Genomic DNA, 17,235 nt, shown 5'->3' on the forward strand with positions numbered 1-17,235 from the left:
CCCGCGAGGTGGTCGGCGTGACGGTCGCCGTCGTCCAGTTCGGCGGCTCCAACTGCGACCGCGACGCGGTCCGCGCGCTCGACCACCTCGGGATCGACGCCGAGCGCGTCTGGCACGAGGACGGCCTCCCGGCCGACGCGGACGGGATCGTCCTCCCCGGCGGCTTCTCGTACGGCGACTACCTCCGCGCCGGCGCGATGGCCGCCCGCGCCCCGATAATGGCCGAGGTCCGCGAGGCCGCCGCCGACGGCGTCCCCCTGATCGGCGTCTGCAACGGCGCGCAGATCGGCGCGGAGTCCGGACTCGTCCCCGGCGCGTTCACCACGAACGCCTCCGCGCGATTCCAGTGTGAGCCCGTGCACCTGCGCGTCGAGCGCGCCGACACGCCCTGGACCGCCGCCTACGACGAGGGCGACGTGATCGAGATCCCCATCGCGCACGGCGAGGGGCGCTTCGAGATCGGCGAGGCGGCCCACGCGGCCCTCGTCGCCGACGACCGCGTGCTCTTCCGCTACTGCGACGCCGACGGGAACGTCACCGACGCCGCCAACCCGAACGGCTCCACCGACAACGTCGCCGGCGTCCTCGGCGAGCGAGAGACGGTCGCGGTGCTGATGCCCCACCCCGAGCGCGCCACCCTTCCGGACCTCGGTCGCAGCACGGACGGGGCGGGCATTCTGCGCGCGTTCGCCTGACGACCCCGTCGCTCCCGCCGCACCTTTTTGCGCCGCGCCGCCCAGTTTCCGGGTATGCGCGCACGCCACATCGACCACGTCAACCTCCGGATCCCCGAGGACGGCGTCGACGACGCCCGCGAGTTCTACGGCGATCGGCTCGGATTCGGCATCGAGGACGCGCTGTACGCGGCCGACGAGAAGCCGTTCTTCGACGTGCGGCTGTCGGCGACCGCCGTGATCCACCTCTGGCCGACCGACGAGTTCGCGCCGCCGACGGCGACGAACTACGACCACGTCGCCGTCGTCGTCGAGGAGCCGATCGGGGAGATCGAGGACGAACTGAAAGCGGCCGGCGTCGCTGTCGAGAAGCGGCTCGACTCGCCGCTCGGCGCGACCGGGGAGGCGCCGGCGGTGTACGTCAGGGACCCGTTCGGGTACCGGGTGGAGCTGAAAGCGCGGGTCTGAGCGGCGCGGCGAGCGCGGGACGAACCCGTTCGCCCCGCCGCGCCCTCCCGAGCAACCCTCGCCCAGACGCGGCCGTTTAAGACCCCCGAGCGACAGGGTCAGGTATGAGCGAACAGCAGCCACGATCCGACGAGGGGGAGACCCCTCGACGGCGCGGAGGCGACGCGGACCGGTTCGCGGGCGAGAAGGACGAGGACCTGCGGAGCAGAGACGTGACCGAGGGCGCGAAGCGCGCGCCCCACCGCTCGATGTTCCGAGCGATGGGGTTCGACGACGAGGACCTCTCCTCGCCGCTCGTGGGCGTGGCGAACCCCGCCGCCGACATCACGCCCTGTAACGTCCACCTCGACGACGTCGCCGACGCGGCGATCGACGGGATCGACGCCGCGGGCGGGATGCCGATCGAATTCGGGACGATCACCATCTCGGACGCCATCTCGATGGGGACCGAGGGGATGAAGGCGAGCCTCATCTCGCGCGAGGTCATCGCCGACTCCGTGGAGCTCGTCTCGTTCGGCGAGCGCATGGACGCGCTGGTGACGGTGGCGGGCTGCGACAAGAACCTCCCCGGCATGCTGATGGCGTCGATCCGCACCGACCTCCCGAGCGTGTTCCTCTACGGCGGTTCGATCATGCCCGGCGAACACGACGGGCGCGACGTCACGATCGTGCAGGTGTTCGAAGGCGTCGGCGCCTACGCCGAGGGCGACATGAGCGGCGAGGAGCTCGACGAGCTGGAGCGGCACGCCTGCCCCGGCGCGGGCTCCTGCGGCGGCATGTTCACCGCGAACACGATGGCGTCCATCTCCGAGGCGCTTGGGATGGCGCCGCTCGGCTCCGCCTCCGCGCCCGCCGAGGACGAAGAGCGCTACGCGGTCGCGGAGCGGGCGGGCGAGCTCGTCCTGGACTGCGTCGAGAACGACCGGCGCCCCTCTGACGTCCTCTCGCGGGAGTCCTTCGAGAACGCGATCGCCTTACAGACCGCGATCGGCGGCTCGACGAACGGCGTTCTCCACCTGCTCGCGTTGGCCGCCGAGGCCGACGTCGACCTCTCGATCGAGGACTTCGACGAGATCTCGCGCCGCACGCCGAAGATCGCCGACCTCCAGCCCGGCGGGAGCCGGGTGATGAACGACCTCCACGAGGTCGGCGGCGTCCCGGTCGTCCTCCGTCGCCTGCTGGAGGCCGACCTGCTCCACGGCGACGCGATGACCGTCACCGGCCGCACCATCGCCGAGGAGCTCGCCGAGCTCGAGGCGCGGGGCGACCTCCCAGACGACGAGATCGAGACGGACTTCCTCTACACGGTCGACGACCCCAAGGAGGAGGAGGGAGCCATCAAGATCCTCACGGGCAACCTCGCGCCCGACGGCTCCGTGCTCAAGGTGACCGGCGACGACGAGTTCTACCACGAGGGACCCGCCCGCGTGTTCGAACACGAGGAGGACGCGATGGAGTACGTCCAGTCGGGCGCGGTCGACTCCGGCGACGTGATCGTGATCCGCAACGAGGGACCGACCGGCGGTCCGGGGATGCGCGAGATGCTCGGCGTCACCGCCGCCGTCGTCGGCGCGGGCCACGAGGACGACGTGGCGCTCCTGACGGACGGGCGCTTCTCCGGCGCGACGCGCGGCCCGATGATCGGTCACGTCGCGCCCGAGGCGGCCGCCGGCGGTCCGATCGGGCTCCTCGAGGACGGCGACCACGTCACCGTCGACATCCCGGAGCGCGACCTCAGCGTCGACCTCTCCGACGAGGAGTTCGCCGAACGCCGCGAGGCGTGGGACGCGCCCGAGCCGCCGTACGAGGGCGGCATCCTCGCGAAATACGGCCGCGACTTCGCCTCCGCGGCCGACGGCGCCGTGACGAACCCGCGGCTCACGCGAGATCTATAAAAGCCAGGCGACGGCCCCGTCGCTCGCGCTCACGATCGCGGCTTCCGCGCCTCGATCGTCGCGGCGACGACGTACTCGCTCACGTCGCGGTCGTCGTCCCAGTCGCGGATGAACTCCTCGCTCTCGTCTTTCGGGTCGATGGCGATCGCTTCGAACCCCGCGTCCTCCAGCATCGACTCGACCTCCTCGATCGACGACGCGCCGGCGACGCAGCCGGCCACGGACGCGGGATCGAGCCGCACGCCGTCCGGGAACGGCGCGGTCCGAACCACGTCGGAGACGGCGAGTCGTCCGCCGGGACGGAGGACGCGGAACGCCTCGCGGAACACCTGCGGCTTCTCCGGCGAGAGGTTGATCACGCAGTTCGACAGGATTACGTCGACGGACGCGTCCGCGACCGGTAGGTGCTCGATCTCGCCGAGGCGGAACTCGACGGTTTCGGTCCCGTTCCGCTCCACGTTCTCGCGGGCGCGCTCGACCATCTCGGGCGTCATGTCGACGCCGATGACGCGGCCGTCGGGCCCGACTTCCCGCGCCGCGAGGAAGCAGTCGAACCCGCCGCCCGAGCCCAGGTCGAGGACGGTCTCGCCGGGCTCCAGGCTCGCGATCGCGGTGGGGTTCCCGCAGCCGAGTCCGAGATTGGCACCGGCCGCGACGGCGTCGACGTCGCCCTCGTCGTAGCCGAGTCGGCGGGACTCGTCCCCGTCGTCGCAACACGACGATCCCGCCGCCGCGATGCCGCTGTACCGCTCGCGAACGACGCGTCGCTGTTCCGCCGCGTCGATCTCGCGCCCGGCGCTCACGTCTTCGGTCACGACTGCGCCCCCGCTTCGACCTCGTCGCTCGAGCGCGTCTCGTCCAGTACGTCCAGCAGCCGCAGGGCGCGCTCCGTCGCGTCGTAGTACCGCCAGCGGCCCTCCTTCCGGCGCGTCACGAGCCCGGCGTCGTGGAGCCGCGAGAGCGCCTGACTGACCGCCCCCTGGCTCACGTCGAGCGCGGGTTCGATCTCGCAGCCGCAGGTGCCCCCCTCGGTCGCAGCGACGAGCCGGAGCGCCTCGTACCGCGTCTCGTTGCCGAGCGCGGCGAGCGTCTCGACGTCGGCGTCGACGCCGCGAGGCGAAACTCCGTGATCCACGCTCGCACAGCACCCGCGCCGCACCGTAGCGGCCTCTTCCCGTTCGACGTCGGACAGCCCTTCAGTCATAATTCCGATCGCTAATATAAGTCTCTACTAATATATCTGTTTCGGCGGAGTCGGAACGGTCTGGCCCCGCGACGCGGAAACGCGCGTTACAGCGGTCAGACGAGGAGTAGCCGCCGAGAGAAGCGGGACAGCCGAGCGACCGTTACTCCGTGGACCCCCCGTCGGTGTGTGCGGTCCGGACCGACTCGGCCCGCCAGACGTTGCTCCGGCGGCCGGCGCGCGACAGCTCCATCTTGACGACCGAGCCGACCGGCAGGTCCGCGACGCGCTTCCGGGCGTCCTCGTCGGCGTAGTCGACGACGTGGTACGTCTCGTTGCGGGGATGTGCACGAACCGTCGTGCAATGGTGATCGTTCTGCTCGGAAATAACGGTGTACGCGTTTGTTTTTGACATCTTACTTCGGTATTCCTGGACATCACACTTCAATTCTCCGTATATTCACTACGGTCGTCGATCAGGTCGTAATACACATATAAGGTGTTACGCGCTCGGAGCGACGGCCGACACCGACCGGTCTCGGTCGAGGCCGCCGGCCGCGGACCAGCACGCCTATTTCCGCCCGTCGCCGACGACGAGGCATGGAAGCCAGTCGGGAGGACCAGGAGCCGGTCGGCGTGGCGCTGTTTGTCGACGGGCCCAACGTGCTGCGCGAGGAGTTCGACGTCGACCTCGACGACGTGCGACGGGCGGCGGAGGCGGAGGGGCCCCTCGTCACGACGCGGCTCTACCTCGACGAGCACGCCACGCCGGGACTGATCCAGGCCGCGGAGGCCCGGGGGTTCGAGGTCGTGGTCACGAGCGGCGACGTGGACGTGAAGCTCGCGGTCGACGCCGCCCGGTTCGCGGCCGAAGGACGGATGTCGGTCCTCGCGATAGCCTCCCGAGACACGGACTTCAAGCCCGTGGTCGAGACGGCGAACGGCTACGGGATCCGGACGCTCGCGATCGCGCCCGGGGAGTTCGGCCGGTCCGACGCCCTCCGCAACGCCGCCAACGGGTCGGTCACGCTCGACGAGGGCGACGAGGAGGCGGGCGCCGACGAGGCCGCCACGGAGGACGCCGACGCCGGAGGCGACCCGGAGGCGACCGCAGACTCGGCCTCGGAGTGACGCCTCGCGTCCGGAGTAACGCCTCGCTCCCGGAGTGACGCCTCGCTCCCGGAGTGACGCCTCGCTCTCGGAGTCACGTCTCGGGCACGTGTCACGCCCCGCCGCGCCCGCGACCGACCCACCCGATCAGCACCGCCCCGAAGCCGCCCGTGACCGCCGCGATCCCGCCGAGCCCGACGGCGGTCGGGAGGGGACCGATCCGGGCTATCGCGGCGTCGACACCGATCCGGAACCAGCCCAGGTCGGGGACCGCGAACAGCGCCTTAGCCGTGATCCACTCCTCGCGGACGACCGGCGCGATCCCCGCGCTCTGGTCGTACTCGCCGTTGGCGTCGCCGTATGTGACGTAGCCGTCGTGGGGCGCGGGACAGCTCTCCACGTCGGCGCAGTCGCCGTCGAGCAGCTCGGGATCGGCCCGGTCGGTCCAGTCTTCTCCCTCGCTCACGGGGAACGCGATCCGGTGGAGGATCGGCCGATTCTCGTCGCCGGGCGGGCTGTACACCACCACGTCGCCGGCGCCGCCGAGCCGCCGCGGCGCGTCGGGATCCGCGTGTCCGACGAGCCCGCCCCACGGGAACCGCTCCGTCGCGGTGACGACGACGAGGTCGCCGCGCTCGACCGCCGGCTCCATGCTCCCGCTCTCGACCGCGACGAGCGGCGGCCACGCTCCCGCGGCCGCCGCGACGACGAGCGCGACGAGCAGGACCGCGGCGGCGGGGGCCAACAGGCCGGTGGGGCTCCGGGTCCGCTTCACGTGGGTCAGGCGGGGAGGAAGCGGCTTGAGCCTGTCGGCGCCAGCGGCGCCGCTCCGGCGCCGAGACCGCTCCGATGGCAAGAACTTAGGCGCGTCCCGGCCACCGGTCCGCCATGACCGATCGGCTTCCACCCCTCCACGACGCTCACGAGGCGCGCGGCGCGACGTTCACCGACTTCGGCGGCTGGCAGATGCCGGTCGAGTTCGACTCGATCCGCGAGGAACACGCCGCGGTCCGGGAGTCCGTCGGGGTCTTCGACGTCTCTCACATGGGCGAGGTGGAGGTGTCGGGCCCGGACGCGACGACGCTGATGAACCGGCTGACCACCAACGACGTGACGGCGCTCGACCCGGGCGACTCCCAGTACGCGGCGATCACGAACGAAGAGGGCGTCATGCTCGACGACACCGTGGTGTACCGCCTCCCGGACGGCGTGGCGGCCGGATCGGCCGCGGCGACGCTCGCGGGCCTGGACCGCGACCTCGGCCCGCGAGCGGGAGACGGCGCCGCCGATCCCGCGTACCTCTTCGTCCCGAACGCGGGCCACGACGAGCAGATGGCCGACCGCTGGACCGACTACCGAGACGACGCGGGGCTGGACGCGACGGTCGAGAACGCCACATCGGACTGGGCGATGCTGGCCGTGCAGGGGCCGGACGCGCCCGACGTCCTGGACGACGCCACCCCCGAAGACCGCGTGGTCGCCCTCTCGAAGTTCGAGGCGACAGTCGCGAGGGTCGCGGGCGTCGACAGCTGGGTCGCCAGGACCGGGTACACCGGCGAGGACGGCTTCGAGGTCATGTGCCCGTCAGACGCGGTCGCGGACGTCTGGTCGGCGTTCGTCGGGGACGACGATCCGGCGTCGACCGAAGCGACCGTCCAGCCGTGCGGGCTCGGCGCGCGCGACACGCTCCGGACGGAAATGGGCTACCTCCTCTCCGGGCAGGACTTCGACCCCGACGACGAGCCCCGGACCCCCTACGAGGCGCGGATCGGCTTCGTCGTGAAGCTGGACACCGAGTTCGTCGGCCGCGACGCCCTAGAGCGACAGCGGGAGGAAGGCGTCGAGGAGCGGTTCGTCGGCGTCCGGCTGCTCGACCGCGGCGTCCCCCGAGGCGGCTACGCCGTCACCGACGGCGACCTCGCCCGGATCGGTCACCTCACGTCGGGGACGATGAGCCCGACGCTCGGCCAGCCGATCGGCCTCGGTTACCTCCGCGAGAGCCACGCGGAGGCCGGCACTGAGGTGAGCGTCGTCATTCGCGGCGACGAGAAGCGCGCCGAGGTCGTGATCCCGCCGTTCGTCGACCGGTAGACGTCCACGGGCGAGTCCCGACGTGCGCAGCTCACTCCCCGGCGAACGCCTCGGCGTGCACCCGCTGGATCACCATGTACAGGCGCCAGCCGTCGACGTCGAGCCGCTCGGCGAGCGACCGGACCGCGTCGAGGTAGCAGTCGTACGCCTCGACCGTCACCGGCTCCGGGTACGACTCGTCGAGGTCGGTCAGCGCGGCGACGACCCGCCACTCGCGGTCGCCGACGACGAGGTACTCGTCCGGGTCGAGAAACCACAACAGCGCGGACCCGACCGCGACGTCGACGCCCGGGAGGTCGGTGAGCGCGTCGAGCGCGCGGTGGTGGGCGGGCGTCGGCGGGTCGTCGTCGTCGGGACTCTTCACCCCGTCGAGCGCGTCGATCGCGTTCCACAGCGCCTCGCGTAGCTCGCGCGGCGCCGCGTCCTCGACGGCCTCCTCGATCGCCCGGCGCTCCTCGTGATCGGTCGCGCCCACCCGCCGCCGGAGGTACCAGCGGACAACCCACTCGACGTCGCGCCGTCCGTAGTCGCCGGCGCGGAACGCGTCCCCGAGCGACCCGATCGCCTCCGCCTCCACCGGGTAGAAGGGGGCGGTCTCGCGGTACGTCTCGACGTGTTCGTCCACGCGCGCCCGGACGCCTTCCACGCTCGGATCCATGGGCCCGTGGACGTCCGCGGCCGACAAAACGCTTCGGCGGTCGCCGACGGTGAGGCCCGTGTGGCTGCCGGGCGGACCCGCTCGCCGCCAGAAACCACCGATACACTCATGCGGCACGCGACAAAGATCATGATATATGATCGCACGACTAGGTGAGAACCATGTCCACTGAGGGGAACGAGGCGGTGAAAACGATCTGCCCGTACTGCGGCGTCGGGTGCGGGATCAAGGTGAATCAGGGGGAGGAACCCGGCGACGTGACGTTCATGCCGTGGGGAGAGGCCCCGGTCAACGAGGGACGCGTCTGCATCAAGGGCGGCGCGGCGACGCAGGTCGTCGACCACGAGGAACGGCTCACGGAGCCGCTGATCAAGGAAGACGGCGAGTTCCGCGAGGCGACGTGGGAGGAGGCGTACGACAGGATCGTCTCGGAGATGGAACGAATCCGCGACGACTACGGCCCCGACGCGATGGGTTTCTTCGGCTCCTCGAAGACGATGAACGAGGAGAACTACCTCCTCCAGAAGCTCGCGCGCCGGTACGGCACCAACAACGTCGACAACTGCACGCGGATGTGCCACGCCTCGACCGTGTGGGCGCTCCGGACCAGCCTCGGCGCGGGCGCGATGACGAACAGCATGGAGGACCTCGAGGAGGCGGCGGACGTGTTCTGGATCCAGGGCGCGAACCCCGGCGAGCAGCACCCGATCGCCAACAGCCAGTACTTCCGGCAGGCCGTCCTGGAGGGCGCCACCGTCATCCAGGTCGATCCGCACGCCAACAAGACCACCCGCTCGTTCGACATCGGGGAGACCGAGCGGCACATGCACCTCCAGTTGAACCCGGGGACAGACATCCCCCTGCTCAACGTCGTCCTGAAGACGATCCTCGAGCGCCACGAGGAGGAGCCGGACGCGGGCTGGATCGACGAGGAGTTCATCGAACAGCGCACCGAGGGGTTCGAGCACCTGAAGGAGACCCTCGCCGACTTCGACAAGGAAGAAGCCGCCGAGGAGGCGGGCGTCCCCCTCGAAGACATCGAGCTCGCCGCCGAGAAGTACGCGATGGCGAACAACGCGGCCATCTTCACCGGAATGGGGATGAGCCAGCACACCTGCGGCGTCGACAACGTGCAAAACGAGATCAACCTCGCGCTCATAACGGGGAACCTCGGCCGGCCCGGCACCGGCGTCAATCCACTCCGCGGGCAGAACAACGTGCAGGGGACGAGCGACGTGGGCGCGATGCCGAACGTGCTCCCCGGCTACCAGCTCGTCGACGACGACGAGGCCCGCGAATCGGTCGAGGACGTGTGGGGCTTCGAGGTGCCCGACGAGCCCGGCCTCACCAACGTCGAGATATCCCACGAGGCGGGCTACTCGGTGAAGGGGCTGTACGTGATGGGCGAGAACCCCGTGATGAGCGAGCCCGACGGCAACGAGGTCGAAGAGCGCCTGCGCTCGCTGGAGTTCATGGTCGCACAGGACATCTTCATGACCGAGACCGCGCAGTTCGCGGACGTCGTCCTCCCGGCGACGACGTGGGCCGAGCGCGGCGGCACGGTCACCAACACCGACCGCCGCGTCCAGCGGATGCGCGGCGTCGAGAAGGTCCACGAGAACACGAAACACGACCTCGACATCCTGATGGAGGTCGGCAGTCGCCTGTTCAGCGAGGACGAGTTCCGGTTCGAGGACGTGGAGGCCGTCTTCGAGGAGCTCCGCGAGGTGTGTCCGATCTACCACGGAATGACCTACGACGGGCTCGGCGAGGAGGGGCTCCACTGGCCCTGCTACGAGGAGGGTGACGAGGGCGACCAGTTCCTCTACGAGGACTCCTTCGACACGGAGAGCGGACTCGGGCAGATCGAGGGCGTCCGTCACCAGCCGCCCGCCGAGGTCCCCGACGAGGAGTACCCGCTGATCCTCACCACGGCTCGCCTTGAAGAGCACTACAACACGGGGACGATGAGTCGGCGCTCGCCGACCCTCTTGCGGCAACACCCGGAGAACTTCGTCGACGTGCACCCGAAAGACGCCGAGGCGTACGGGATCGAGGACGGCGACACGGTCACGCTCCGGTCGCGGCGCGGCGAGATCGACGTGAAGGCGCAGGTGACCGAAGACATCAAGGAGGGCGTCGTCTGGACGACGCCGCACTTCGCGGCCGCCTCCGCGAACCGGCTCACGAACGACGTGCTGGACGACCGCGCGAAGATCCCCGAGTACAAGGCCGCGGCCGCGGACATCGCCGTGACGGTCTCCGACGGCGGCGAGCCGAAAGACGACGCGGAGCCGGCGGACGACTGAGGGCGACGGCCGCGGACGGTTTTTTACCCGGCGAGAACGGCTCAAAGGCTGATACCCACGCCGAGCGAAGGCGTGAGTATGGCGCATTCAGATCCGGCGGCTGACGGCGGCGACGCACCGCGGTCCGACCTCGCGGTCGCTCGCGCCGCGGACCCCCGCCCGATCGAGGACGTCGCGGGTGATCTCGGGCTGACGGCCGACGACATCGAGCCGCGCGGCGAGGGGATCGCGAAGCTCACTCACGCGGCGGTGCGCTCGGCGACCGCTCCCGACCGCGGCGCTGACGGAACCGTGGTTCTCGTGACCGGGATGACCCCGACGCCGAAGGGCGAGGGGAAGACCGTGACGACCGTGGGACTCGGGCAGGCGCTCGCGGGACTGGGGGAGTCAACGACGGTCGCGGTCAGGGAACCCTCGCTCGGGCCTGTGTTCGGCGTCAAGGGCGGCGCGGCCGGCGGCGGGTACTCGCAGGTGCTCCCGATGGAGGCGATCAACCTCCACTTCACCGGCGACATCCACGCGCTCACGGCCGCGCACAACCTGCTCTCCGCGGCGCTGGACAACCACCTGCATCACGGGAACGAACTGAACGCCGACGTCCGCCGCGTCGACTGGCCGCGCGCGCTCGACGTCAACGACCGCGCGCTTCGCGAAACCGTCGTGGGGCTGGGCGGCCCCGCCCGCGGCGTCCCGCGGGAGGACGAGTTCGTCATCACCGCCGCCTCGGAGCTGACGGCCGTGCTCGGGCTCGCGGACGACCTGACGGACCTCAAGGACCGGACCGGACGGATCGTCCTCGCTGAGGACGCCGACGGCGATCCGATCACGCCGGGGGACGTCGGGGTCGCGGGCGCGGTCGCCGCGCTCCTCCGGGACGCATTCAGGCCGAACCTCGTCCAGACCGTCGAGGGCGTCCCGGCGTTCGTCCACGGCGGCCCGTTCGCCAACATCGCGCACGGGACGAACACCCTCGTCGCTGACCGCGTCGGCGTCTCGCTCGCGGACTACCTCGTCACCGAGGCGGGGTTCGGCGCTGATCTCGGCGCCGAGAAGTTCGCTCACGTCGTCGCCAGCCGGGGGATCGTCCCCGACGTGGCCGTCGTCGTCGCGACGGTTCGGGGGACGAAGCGCCACGGGCTGGACATGTGGCCGGCGGACTTCGAGGCGCTCGCGGAGACGGATCCCGCGGCGGTGCGCGCCGGAGTCGACAACGTCCGCCGTCACGTCGCGGTCGTCGAGTCGTTCGGGATCCCGGCCGTCGTCGGGATAAACGTGTTCCCCGACGATGCGGAGTCCGACCTCGTCGCGCTGGAAGAGGCGCTCTCGGAGGCCGGTGTCCCCGTCTCGCGCTCGACCGCCTACCGCGACGGCGGCGCGGGCGCGACCGACCTCGCCGAACTGGTCCGCGAGCGCGCCGGGACCGGATCGTTCGCGCCGCTGTACGACCGAGACGCGTCGATCCCCGAGAAGATCGAGACCGTCGCCCGCGAGGTGTACGGCGCCGACGGCGTGGAGTACGTCGACGGCGCCGAGGAGGACATCGACCGCGTCGAGGCCTGGGGGTACGGCGACCTCCCGGTCTGCGTCTCGAAGACGCCGTACTCGTTCGCGGACGACCCGTCGCTGACGGGCGTGCCGGAGGGATGGACACTCACCGTCCGCGAGGTGTCGCCGTCGGCGGGCGCCGGCTTCGTCGTCGTCAAGACGGCGGACGTGATGACGATGCCGGGGCTCCCGGCCGAGCCGGCCGCCGAGGGCATCGACGTGGACGCCAATGGCGACGTGAGCGGGCTGTTCTGAGCGACCCGCGATTCGACTACTCGTCGAGCGTCCGCTTCTCCTTCGCGACGACCTCGACGTCCGAGAGACGCGTGTCCGGATAGCCGCCGTCGTCGCCCTTCTCGGCCGCCTTCACCATGTCCCAGACGACGTTGAGGCCGGTCGTGACGCCCTCCAGCGCCTCCATCTCGCAGCCGGTCTTCCCGGTCGTCTCGACGGCGACGGTCAGCTCGATCCGGTCGTCGCCGACCGAGAAGTCGGTGTCGACGTTCGTGATCGGGATCTGGTGGCACATCGGGATCGTCTCCCAGGTGTGTTTGACGGCCTGCACCGCGCCGATCCGGGCTGTCGCGAGCACGTCGCCCTTGTCGACCTCGTCCGCCCGCACGGCCGCGATCGTCGAGGGGGTCAGCCGGATCTCGCCGCGCGCGACCGCGCGGCGGCTCGTGTCGGGCTTCGACCCGACGTCGACCATCCGGACCTCGCCGGACTCGTCGGTGTGGGTCAGCGCGTCTGCGTCGGATGACGGGTCCTCACTCATCACGCATCGCCTCGGGAAGCCGGTCGGGTAAGTCCGTCGCCACGAGCCCGTACCCGTGCTCGTCCGCGGCCAGGTCGCCGGCGGTTCCGGCGACGTACGCGCCCACCGCCGCCGCGCGGAACGGGTCGGTCACGGCCGCGAGCGCGCCGACCGTCCCCGCGAGCACGTCTCCGGTGCCGCCGACGGTCATCCCCGGGTTGCCGGTCCGGTTCAGCCGGACCGCCTCGTCGGTCTCGCGGTCCGTCCCGCCGCCGGCGGCGTCCCCGTCACCGCGACTTCCGTCGGCGATCACGTCGACCGCGCCCTTCACGAGCAGCGTGTGGCCCAGCTCGGCGGCGAACGAGGCGACGAGCGTCGCCCGCTCGTCGGGGTCGCTCGCGGTCTCGCCGCCCATTCCAACCAGCTCGCCCTGGTGGGGCGTGCATATCAGCTCGGCGTCGGTGTCGACCTCGGGAACGACGCGGAGCGCGTCGGCGTCGACGACCGCCCGCCCGTCGTACGCGGCGAGGAACTCGCGGACGAAGGCGGCGGCCCCGTCGCCGTCGCCGAGTCCCGGTCCGAGCACGACGACGTCGTTGTCGGCGGCGAGCCCCAGCACTCGGTCGAGGTGGGTCGGACCGATCCGGTCGCCGGGCAGGTCGCGAACGATGAGGTCCGGGGAGAACCCCTGCACCTCCCGCGCGACGGACTCCGGACAGGCGACGCGGACCAGGTCCGCTCCGGTTCGGAGCGCGCTCCGCGCGGCCAGCCACGGGGCGCCGGTGTAGGGCCCCCCGCCGATCACGAGCACCTCGCCGTTCTCGCCCTTGTGCGAGTCGGGGTCGCGCGCGAGCCCGAGCAGGTCTCCCGGCCCCGTGTACCGCTCCGCGGCCGCCGGGATCCCGATGTCGGCGACCGTCACCGCGGCGTCGAGCGCGGCGAGCCCGGGCTTCTCGTCGTGGAAGGTGACGACGCGGTCGGCCCGGACGTGGACGGCCTCGCCGCGGTCGTCGGACCCGGCGTCGCTCCCCCTCGGCTCGCCCGTGTCGGCGTCGACCCCCGAGGGGACGTCGACGGCGACGACCGCGGCGTCGCTCGCGTTCGTCAGTCGCGCCGCGGTCCGCTCGGGCTCCCGGAGCGCGCCGGTCACGCCCGTACCCAGCATCGCGTCGACGATCACGTCCGGCTCGCCGAGGTCGAGGTCGGCGGAGTCCGTGACGGTCTCCGTCGGGACCTCGGCCGCCTCGAGCGTCGCCCAGTTCTCCCGCGCGATGTCGGTTCGGATCGACTCCGGGCGGCCGAGCAGGTGGACCGTCACGTCGTGCGCGGAGAGGAACCGGGCGGCGACGAACGCGTCGCCGCCGTTGTTCCCGCGGCCACACAGCAGCGCGACCGCCGCGCCCGGGTCGGCGACGGCCCGGACCTCGCGGGCGACGGCGTTCCCTGACGACTCCATCAGCTGCTTTCGGGGGACCCCGAGGGCGGCGGCGTTGGCGTCGACCGCCGCCATGCGTTCGGTCGTGATCATGGGTTCGTCTCCGCGCTCCGCGGGATTAAGCGTGAGGTGTTGTCAGATGAGCGAACACCGGCGAGCCGTCGCCAGCGCCCTCCGAGCGGAGGCGCGCGTTCGGAATGAAAATGTTGAAGCTTTTCGGTCGGAAATCCGGGAAACAGAACTCGTGCGACTCGCTGTACACCACGACGCGTCGGCACGGACCGGCCGTGTACCGCTCCCCGCGGGCGCCGCGCTCGACGGGCTTTCGCGTCCGAACACCGCCGACGGACCCCCGACGAGCGACGGCTGGCGGGCGATCCGCGATCGACGGACCCTCGCATGAACATCGGATTCTTCACTGACAGCTACTTCCCCGGCATCGACGGCGTGACGTACACGATACGCGCGTGGCGCGATCGCCTGGAGGACCGGGGACACGACGTGTACGTCGTCTACCCCGAGAGCAGCTACGAGCCCGACGAGACGGAGTTCCCGGTCCCCTCGATGCCGAACCCCTTCTACCGGCAGTACCGCGTTCCCCTCTACCGACGGCTCTCCACCCTGCCCGATCTCGACGTGGTGCACTGTCACGGCCCAGCGTCGACCGGCCTGATGGGACGCCGATACGCGAAGAAACGCGGCGTGAAGTCCGTGTACACCCACCACACGCCGGTCGAGGACTACTTCGTGCAGGGGCTCAAGCTGGAGTCGCTCTCCGACGTCGCCGGGCGCCTGTACGTCGCCTACGAGAACCGGTTCCTCCGGTCGTTCGACTGCGTCACCGCGTCGACGTCTCGGATCCGCCGCGACGTGGCCCCCCGAAAGCTCCCGGTCGGCATCGAGACGGACACGTTCCGGCCCGTGAACGGCTCGCGGTTCGAGTCGGACGACCCGACCGTCGGGTACAGCGGCCGGCTGACCCGCAACAAGAACGTCGACGAGATCCTGCGGCTGGCCGAGCGGATGCCCGATACGCGCTTCGAGATCGTCGGCGAGGGACCGGTGCGGGACGCCCTCAAACGCGTCGCGCCGTCGAACGTCACGTTCCGCGACTTCCTCCCGCGGGAGGACCTCCCCGGGTTCTACTCGGCGCTCGACGTCTTCGTGACCGCCTCGACCTGCGACACGCTCGGGCTGTCGACGCTCGAGGCGAACGCCTGCGGAACGCCGGTCGCCGCGGCCGACGTGTCGCCGTTCGACGAGACGATCGGCGAGGAGAACGGCGCGCGGTTCGCGTACGGCGACCTCGACGAGATGGAGCGGGCGGTCACCGACTGTCTGGAGAGCGATCGACCGACCCGCGAGGCGGTCGAGCGGTTCGCGGTGTCCCGGACGGTGGACGAACTGGAGTCGATCTACGGGGTGTCGTCGTAGATGGGCGCGGACAACGTCGACGTCTTCCAGCGACTGGTGTTCAGCGTCCCGCCGCTGCGGGTGCAGCTCCCGGCGCTCGCCGGACTCAGCGCCGTGTACAGCCTCGTCGCGTTCGCGGCGTTCTCGTCGTTCACTCCGCTGTCGCCGGAGCCGTCGAGCGTCCTTCCGGTCGCGGTCCTCCTGTTCCTGTTCCCCTTTCTGTTCGCCGGGGAGCTGTTCCACCGCGTGCTCCCGCGGTACCCGCGGTCGTGGAGCTTCTTTCTCGCGCTGGTCAACCAGTTCGTCGTGTTCGTCTACGCGCTCGTCCTCTCCGGCGCCAACAACGTCGGGAACGCGTGGAGCATCGTCTGGCTCCTCTTCATCACGGTCTACCTGATCAACATCCTGGTGCTCGTCGTGTCGACGGGGATCGACCGCTACAAGCGCATCCTCGTCGTCTCGCTCGCGGAGCCCGCGGCGCTCATCGCGGCGTTCTACGCGTTCGCGGGCGGCGATCTGGGCTTCTCGACGTACCGGCACGTGTTCGCGTTCGCGTCGCTCCTGATCGCCGCGGCGTTCCTCGTGTCCGTGCTCCTCGTCGTCGACTACCTCATCCGGACGAACACCGACGTCTCCGCGTTCGCGCTCACGTCCGGGATCCTCAGGAACGACCGCGAGTCGCTCGATCTGGGCGTCGAGGCAGAGCCCGTCGTCCAGACGCTAGCGGTCGACAACGGGGCGCGGCTGACGCTCGCCGCTCCGTGGGTCCACCCGGGGCCGCTCGGCGGGTTCGGCGGCGGCCAGCTCAGCGGGAACGTCATCGACGCCCTCAACGACGGGGACGACGACGAGCGCGGCTTCTTCCTCCACGTCCCCTGCACGCACAAGGAGGACCTCTCGAACCCGTCCGACGCGGAGAAGATCCTCGAGGCGGTCGACGAGCCCGAGGGCGTCGGGCGGGCCTCCCGGCTCCTCCACGAGGACTACGGCGAGATCGAGTTCTACGGGCGACGGCTCGACGACGGGCAGGTCGTCTTCCTCCACGCGGAGGGGATCGACGACTACGACACGGGCGTGTTCATGCGCGACGTCGACGAAGCGGAGGTGCTCCTCGTGGACCTGCACAAACACGACGTGCAGGACGGACCGACCAAGGAGGTCCAGTACGGGTCGAGCGAGGCCGACCGGCTGAAGCGTCACTTCGACGACTTCAGGAGTCGGCTCGCCGAGGCGCCGCTCCACGGGTACCGGGCCGGGTTCGAGGTCAGGCGCGCCGACCAGGACGTCGCGGCGATCGTCGAGTCCGTCGACGGGCAGGACGTGCTCACGATGGGGATCGACACGAACGGGGTCACGCCCGACGTCCGGGAGCTCGAGGCGACGCACCGCGGCGAGTTCGACGAGGTGCTCGTCTTCTCGACGGACACGCACGCCTCCATCTACGAGCTCGCGAACATCAGTCGGTCGAACGTCGCGGCGCTGGAGGCGGCGATAGCGGACGCGATCGACGACGTCTCTCCCGCGACCGTCGGGCTCGCCAGTCGGACGACGCGCCCGCTGAAGCTCCTCAAGAACGACTACAACGGGCTGGTGTTCAGCGTCAACATCCTCATCCGCCTGACGATCATCGCGCTCGCGGCGCTGTACACGCTGCTCGTGCTGTGGCTGTTCTTCTGAGCGACGTCGCGTTCCGGGTCGAC

At 70.7% G+C, this 17,235-nt stretch carries 16 protein-coding genes; 9 read left to right on the forward strand and 7 right to left on the reverse strand.

Features of this window, described 5'->3' with window-relative positions; all coding sequences use genetic code 11:
• Nucleotides 1-17 precede the first annotated feature (17 nt).
• From purQ to ilvD, 3 genes are all read left to right on the forward strand, one after another.
• On the forward strand, nucleotides 18-695 hold the full coding sequence (gene purQ / locus U4E84_RS01510) for a phosphoribosylformylglycinamidine synthase I (RefSeq protein WP_322530328.1): 678 nt from the start codon (nucleotides 18-20) through the stop codon (nucleotides 693-695).
• Nucleotides 696-749: 54 nt separating this feature from the next.
• The gene (locus tag U4E84_RS01515) at nucleotides 750-1,142 is read left to right on the forward strand and encodes a VOC family protein (protein ID WP_322530329.1); all 393 of its coding nucleotides are present in this window, start codon (nucleotides 750-752) and stop codon (nucleotides 1,140-1,142) included.
• 104 nt (nucleotides 1,143-1,246) lie between these two features.
• The gene (gene ilvD, locus U4E84_RS01520; RefSeq protein WP_322530330.1) at nucleotides 1,247-3,037 is read left to right on the forward strand and encodes a dihydroxy-acid dehydratase; all 1,791 of its coding nucleotides are present in this window, start codon (nucleotides 1,247-1,249) and stop codon (nucleotides 3,035-3,037) included.
• A gap of 29 nt (nucleotides 3,038-3,066) precedes the next feature.
• On the opposite strand, the gene U4E84_RS01525 is transcribed toward ilvD, so the two are convergent.
• From U4E84_RS01525 to U4E84_RS01535, 3 genes are all read right to left on the reverse strand, one after another.
• Nucleotides 3,067-3,852, reverse strand: a complete 786-nt coding sequence (locus U4E84_RS01525; RefSeq protein ID WP_322530331.1) for an arsenite methyltransferase — start codon at nucleotides 3,850-3,852, stop codon at nucleotides 3,067-3,069.
• Nucleotides 3,849-4,241, reverse strand: a complete 393-nt coding sequence (locus U4E84_RS01530; protein WP_322530332.1) for a metalloregulator ArsR/SmtB family transcription factor — start codon at nucleotides 4,239-4,241, stop codon at nucleotides 3,849-3,851. Before U4E84_RS01530 ends, U4E84_RS01525 begins: the two co-directional genes overlap by 4 nt.
• Nucleotides 4,242-4,383: 142 nt before the next feature.
• Nucleotides 4,384-4,635, reverse strand: coding sequence for a hypothetical protein (locus U4E84_RS01535; protein ID WP_322530333.1), 252 nt, complete (start codon nucleotides 4,633-4,635; stop codon nucleotides 4,384-4,386).
• Nucleotides 4,636-4,820: 185 nt separating this feature from the next.
• On the opposite strand from U4E84_RS01535, the gene U4E84_RS01540 reads away from it, so the two are divergent.
• Nucleotides 4,821-5,351, forward strand: a complete 531-nt coding sequence (locus U4E84_RS01540) for an NYN domain-containing protein (RefSeq protein WP_322530334.1) — start codon at nucleotides 4,821-4,823, stop codon at nucleotides 5,349-5,351.
• Nucleotides 5,352-5,442: 91 nt separating this feature from the next.
• Here the strand turns inward: U4E84_RS01540 and U4E84_RS01545 are convergent, their stop codons facing one another.
• Nucleotides 5,443-6,105, reverse strand: a complete 663-nt coding sequence (locus U4E84_RS01545; protein ID WP_322530335.1) for a S26 family signal peptidase — start codon at nucleotides 6,103-6,105, stop codon at nucleotides 5,443-5,445.
• 113 nt (nucleotides 6,106-6,218) lie between these two features.
• Between U4E84_RS01545 and U4E84_RS01550 the strand changes: the two genes are divergently transcribed.
• Entirely contained in the window at nucleotides 6,219-7,421 is a 1,203-nt protein-coding gene (locus U4E84_RS01550; protein WP_322530336.1) for a glycine cleavage system aminomethyltransferase GcvT, read from the forward strand.
• Between the two features lie 31 nt (nucleotides 7,422-7,452).
• Here the strand turns inward: U4E84_RS01550 and U4E84_RS01555 are convergent, their stop codons facing one another.
• Nucleotides 7,453-8,079: a hypothetical protein gene (locus U4E84_RS01555; protein ID WP_322530337.1), complete on the reverse strand. Its 627-nt coding sequence runs from the start codon at nucleotides 8,077-8,079 to the stop codon at nucleotides 7,453-7,455.
• 161 nt (nucleotides 8,080-8,240) lie between these two features.
• On the opposite strand from U4E84_RS01555, the gene fdhF reads away from it, so the two are divergent.
• Together fdhF and U4E84_RS01565 are read left to right on the forward strand one after the other, a co-directional pair.
• Nucleotides 8,241-10,388 carry a formate dehydrogenase subunit alpha gene (fdhF, locus tag U4E84_RS01560; protein ID WP_322530338.1) on the forward strand — a complete coding sequence of 716 codons (2,148 nt, stop codon included), beginning with the start codon at nucleotides 8,241-8,243 and terminating at the stop codon, nucleotides 10,386-10,388.
• 78 nt (nucleotides 10,389-10,466) lie between these two features.
• The gene (locus U4E84_RS01565) at nucleotides 10,467-12,188 is read left to right on the forward strand and encodes a formate--tetrahydrofolate ligase (protein ID WP_322530339.1); all 1,722 of its coding nucleotides are present in this window, start codon (nucleotides 10,467-10,469) and stop codon (nucleotides 12,186-12,188) included.
• A gap of 16 nt (nucleotides 12,189-12,204) precedes the next feature.
• Here the strand turns inward: U4E84_RS01565 and moaC are convergent, their stop codons facing one another.
• Both moaC and U4E84_RS01575 read right to left on the reverse strand, forming a co-directional pair.
• Entirely contained in the window at nucleotides 12,205-12,708 is a 504-nt protein-coding gene (gene moaC, locus U4E84_RS01570; RefSeq protein WP_322530340.1) for a cyclic pyranopterin monophosphate synthase MoaC, read from the reverse strand.
• Nucleotides 12,701-14,215: an NAD(P)H-hydrate dehydratase gene (locus tag U4E84_RS01575; protein ID WP_322530341.1), complete on the reverse strand. Its 1,515-nt coding sequence runs from the start codon at nucleotides 14,213-14,215 to the stop codon at nucleotides 12,701-12,703. Before U4E84_RS01575 ends, moaC begins: the two co-directional genes overlap by 8 nt.
• A 306-nt stretch (nucleotides 14,216-14,521) precedes the next feature.
• On the opposite strand from U4E84_RS01575, the gene U4E84_RS01580 reads away from it, so the two are divergent.
• Nucleotides 14,522-15,556: a glycosyltransferase gene (locus U4E84_RS01580; RefSeq protein ID WP_322530342.1), complete on the forward strand. Its 1,035-nt coding sequence runs from the start codon at nucleotides 14,522-14,524 to the stop codon at nucleotides 15,554-15,556.
• On the forward strand, nucleotides 15,557-17,212 hold the full coding sequence (locus tag U4E84_RS01585) for a DUF2070 family protein (RefSeq protein ID WP_322530343.1): 1,656 nt from the start codon (nucleotides 15,557-15,559) through the stop codon (nucleotides 17,210-17,212).
• Nucleotides 17,213-17,235 lie beyond the last annotated feature (23 nt).

Origin of the sequence: Halorubrum sp. AD140, assembly GCF_034497445.1 — an archaeon.
Taxonomy (GTDB): Archaea; Halobacteriota; Halobacteria; order Halobacteriales; family Haloferacaceae; genus Halorubrum.